This is a genomic window from Pseudomonas sp. TWR3-1-1 (genome assembly GCF_049896545.1).
GTDB lineage: Bacteria > Pseudomonadota > Gammaproteobacteria > Pseudomonadales > Pseudomonadaceae > Aquipseudomonas > Aquipseudomonas weihenstephanensis.
In genome coordinates this window covers 1-3,173 of the sequence record NZ_JAFCUO010000029.1, presented here as the reverse complement: position 1 = coordinate 3,173, position 3,173 = coordinate 1, and the positions used below count along the sequence as shown (strand labels likewise).

6 protein-coding genes are annotated in these 3,173 nt (G+C 51.1%); 3 read left to right on the top strand and 3 right to left on the bottom strand.

Features of this window, described 5'->3' with window-relative positions; all coding sequences use genetic code 11:
- Positions 1–309: 309 nt before the first annotated feature.
- From ACP7A4_RS22900 to ACP7A4_RS22890, 3 genes are read right to left on the bottom strand one after another with little or no spacing between them, the layout of a single operon-like run.
- Positions 310–498: a hypothetical protein gene (locus ACP7A4_RS22900; RefSeq protein ID WP_426248483.1), complete on the bottom strand. Its 189-nt coding sequence runs from the start codon at positions 496–498 to the stop codon at positions 310–312.
- 18 nt (positions 499–516) lie between these two features.
- Positions 517–705, bottom strand: a complete 189-nt coding sequence (locus ACP7A4_RS22895; protein WP_047273722.1) for a hypothetical protein — start codon at positions 703–705, stop codon at positions 517–519.
- A 29-nt stretch (positions 706–734) separates the two neighbouring features.
- Positions 735–938: a Cro/CI family transcriptional regulator gene (locus ACP7A4_RS22890; protein ID WP_426248482.1), complete on the bottom strand. Its 204-nt coding sequence runs from the start codon at positions 936–938 to the stop codon at positions 735–737.
- Between the two features lie 106 nt (positions 939–1,044).
- Here ACP7A4_RS22890 and ACP7A4_RS22885 point away from each other — a divergent pair, with 106 nt between their 5' ends.
- The 3 genes from ACP7A4_RS22885 to ACP7A4_RS22875 are packed head-to-tail and all read left to right on the top strand — an operon-like array spanning position 1,045 to position 2,877.
- Complete coding sequence (locus ACP7A4_RS22885) at positions 1,045–1,503, top strand: helix-turn-helix domain-containing protein (RefSeq protein WP_426248481.1); 459 nt, start codon at positions 1,045–1,047, stop codon at positions 1,501–1,503.
- A complete protein-coding gene (locus ACP7A4_RS22880; RefSeq protein ID WP_426248480.1) occupies positions 1,484–1,945 on the top strand; it encodes a DUF6932 family protein in 462 nt (153 codons plus the stop codon). Before ACP7A4_RS22885 ends, ACP7A4_RS22880 begins: the two co-directional genes overlap by 20 nt.
- Positions 1,942–2,877 carry a hypothetical protein gene (locus ACP7A4_RS22875; protein WP_426248479.1) on the top strand — a complete coding sequence of 312 codons (936 nt, stop codon included), beginning with the start codon at positions 1,942–1,944 and terminating at the stop codon, positions 2,875–2,877. Before ACP7A4_RS22880 ends, ACP7A4_RS22875 begins: the two co-directional genes overlap by 4 nt.
- Positions 2,878–3,173 lie beyond the last annotated feature (296 nt).

Below are 3,173 nucleotides of genomic sequence, written 5' to 3'. Positions count from 1 at the left end.
AGAACACGCGGAACCTTTGCGATTAAGTTTTTGTGCGTGAGAGTTGGCTCGTTCTTATCGCGCTTCGAGTTAATGAAGTCGACCAGCTCAAGGCTGGACATAGAAACACCCCGCGCCACGTTTTCAGATTGCGAAAAATGTGGCGCGGGAGTGTTGGGGGGATTGCTGGTATTAAGCGAGCTGTGCATAATTGGCCTCACAGTGTTTTTGTAAGTGCAGTTGGAAAAGCCGGGATTGCGCCCCGGCTTTTTTGTGTCTGTGATTTGGTTGTGAGATTTGTCATCCGATCCTTTTGAGTCCCTCGGGGACTTATGAGCCCTTACGAAACGGCCGAACATTGCTTCTGGATGGATCTGTTCGGGTCATTCGATCTAGTGCCTTTTTTATGATTTTTGCTGCCAGCTCTTCGGGGGTGATGCCTGCATTTCTGGCCAATACTTCCAGATCGCTGACACCTCTCCCGTCAAGCTGAACTTCCAGCTCTTTTGTTTCGGGCACAGGCCCTCCTCGGCCACTTCAGGCCACTTCAGTTTTCGAGGTAAGCTCTTCCATCATTTGGTTCAGACCGCGCTCAAGGATTTCGCGGGCTAACACTGCTTTTTGTGTCCGCTGATACCGCGCCATAGCTGTCAGCAAGCCATCGGCAGCATCGTCAAGGCGAACCTTTGTTGGCTTGTCATGCAGGTGGGTGGGGTCGATGTACATGCTTCGATGCTCCTGGCTGTTGATATTGGTTATGCAGCAGAACGCTTTGCGGACTGGACCGGAAAAGGACGGAGCTCTTCGGCGGTGTACGAGCCGTTCTCATGCGAGATCACGTATACATCTCGGCCTACTCGCAGAGCCTTATTGAGGGCACCTTGAGTCAGGCCTAACAGGATTGCGGTCTTTGTTTGCCCGTTTATTTCCGCAAATTGGGATAGCGGGATTCGGCTCATAGCCATTCCTCCGTGGTTCATATGTCAATTATTGCCTTAGGAATTGAAATAAATCAATGCCCAAGGAATTTGTTAGCCAATCCCTACGGAAATACACTCGCCCACCATGAGTAATGAGAAGAGAAAGCTCGAAGCGTGGGAGCTGGCCGAGTGCGCAGCCTTAAAAGACCTGATAAAGCAGGAGAATGCCTCTCGGCCCAAGGAAAAGCGCATAACCCAAGAGGCTGCGGGTGCCGCTCTAGGAATGAATCAGGCATCGTTCAGTAACTACCTGAACGGACGGTTAGCTCTAAATAAGGAAGTTGCGGTCGGCATTCATAAGCTCTTCGGTATTCCGCCCGAGCGCTACAGCAAGCGCTTAGCGAAGGAGATTGCAGAGCTTGCCCGTGCTTACGGCGACAGTGATTACAAAAAAAACGACCTATATGTCCAGGCCAGCGCCGGGCATCGTTTAGCAGTAGATGAAATGGCAAGCAGGATGCTCGGGATGACAGAGGAGCAGGCTCTGAAACTCAAGCAAGCAATGGACTTATTGATGCCGGCCGATGACTCAAGCAAAGATTGACTACCCACCTCTATTGCCGGGCGGAATTCACGACTACACATTGAATGCGCTCAAGCTAATAACCGTTGATAAATTTCCAGACTCCGTCCGAAGACAGGCTCTATTTGGCGTGCTTGGTATATACTTGGACATGCTGGAAGCCACGGGCTTCAAGGGGTCGGCATGGATTGATGGTTCGTTCATGTGTAACAAGCAGGAGCCCGATGACATCGACCTTGTCCTTGTCTATGAATCAGAAACCCTCGATAGTATTTCTGAATCAGCACGTCCGGTTTTAAACGGGTTATTCGATACCTTGACAGTCAAAGCCCGCTTCAATCTTCACGTTTTCCAAGTGCCGGTGGAGGATGGCCTAGGGCTTGATTACTGGAAGAAACATTTTGGAACTCAACGCGACGAAGTGACTCCAAAGGGTCTTGCTTCGATTGGAGTAAACCTATGACTGAGCAGCCAAATCGTATCGATTGGCTTGAGCGCCAGCTTGCTCAGGTTAACCAGTTTATTGAGCGTGACTCCAATGCCCTCAAGCGGTCTCCTGGTAGGTACTCACTGCAAGTCGCGCTGAACTCCTGGAAGTCTCATCAAGAGGAGCTGCATCAGGAATTGCGCCAAGCGAAAGCTAGCCTCCAGCTTGAGGTTGTTCAGTTGCGGCTTATAGGCATGCGCATGGATGGAAGTATTCCGCTAAAGCTACTCAGCAAGCTTTCGGACTCCTTCAACCGCGCTCTGTCCTATGCGGCATATCACCTTCGCCATGGATCCAACCCGAAGCGAGGCATACCGGAGAGCCTGGCCAGAGAAATGGATCTAAGGTTGTCCAGCCTAGCTTTTGGTTCTACCCGTCTGATATTTGCAGGAAATGTTTCTCCTGACATGACTGGGGAATCAATAATGGAAGGCGCGCTTGAGCAAATATTTGATGTCCTTCAAGCCCCGACACATGACCGAATCAGAGAGCTGGTTGCCGTTATCGGGGTGCCCGCAACAAAGGCCTTAAGCGATATGCTCGGCGCGTTAGAGGCTAGCAATATCGGCGCAGAGCTGTCTTGGCCGGCTCCTAATTCCAAGGTTTATCACTGGGGAGGGACTCTCGACACCGTGCGCCTTACGCACGAAAGGCTTTCTGCGCACCAAGACATCAAACCGGAGCAGACAACTCTTTTCGGTGTGGTTGCAGACCTCAAGGAAAACGGAACCATTTTCATTAGAAGCGGCGATTCAAAGCAGAAAGTTACGTATAATCGTCAGCAATTTCCTGAGATCCAGAAGCTTAGTCTCGGGATGCCGATCTCCATCAAGGTTATGAAATACGTGCGTTACGTTGCCCTTGAGGATCGGGAGATTGTTACATACAAGATGGTTACCGAAGACTAACCCTGACCCCGCCCATCAAGCCCGCCGAGAGCGGGTTTTTTTTCGCCCCCTGAAAATATTATTTCCTGAGGCATTGACCATATATAATTCCTTAGGCAATATTAACCCATCGCAGCCACACACCGCGTCAGGGACTCAAGAGACCCGCCGCTCTTTAACAACCCGCGCCATAAACGAAATACCAATAGACCGCATTGCCTCTGCCGGCGACCGGCGATCAGACGGGTCAGATAGCCCGCCCACGACAGGAGAACCCTGTACGGCTGATCGATGGCGAAAAGCCATAACCGAGTGAA

Excerpts from the sequence above, each read along its gene's own strand:
- ACP7A4_RS22895 (WP_047273722.1), bottom strand. The coding sequence starts at position 705 with ATGTACATCGACCCCACCCACCTGCATGACAAGCCAACAAAGGTTCGC.
- ACP7A4_RS22890 (WP_426248482.1), bottom strand. The coding sequence starts at position 938 with ATGAGCCGAATCCCGCTATCCCAATTTGCGGAAATAAACGGGCAAACA.
- ACP7A4_RS22885 (WP_426248481.1), top strand. The coding sequence starts at position 1,045 with ATGAGTAATGAGAAGAGAAAGCTCGAAGCGTGGGAGCTGGCCGAGTGC.
- ACP7A4_RS22880 (WP_426248480.1), top strand. The coding sequence starts at position 1,484 with ATGACTCAAGCAAAGATTGACTACCCACCTCTATTGCCGGGCGGAATT.
- ACP7A4_RS22875 (WP_426248479.1), top strand. The coding sequence starts at position 1,942 with ATGACTGAGCAGCCAAATCGTATCGATTGGCTTGAGCGCCAGCTTGCT.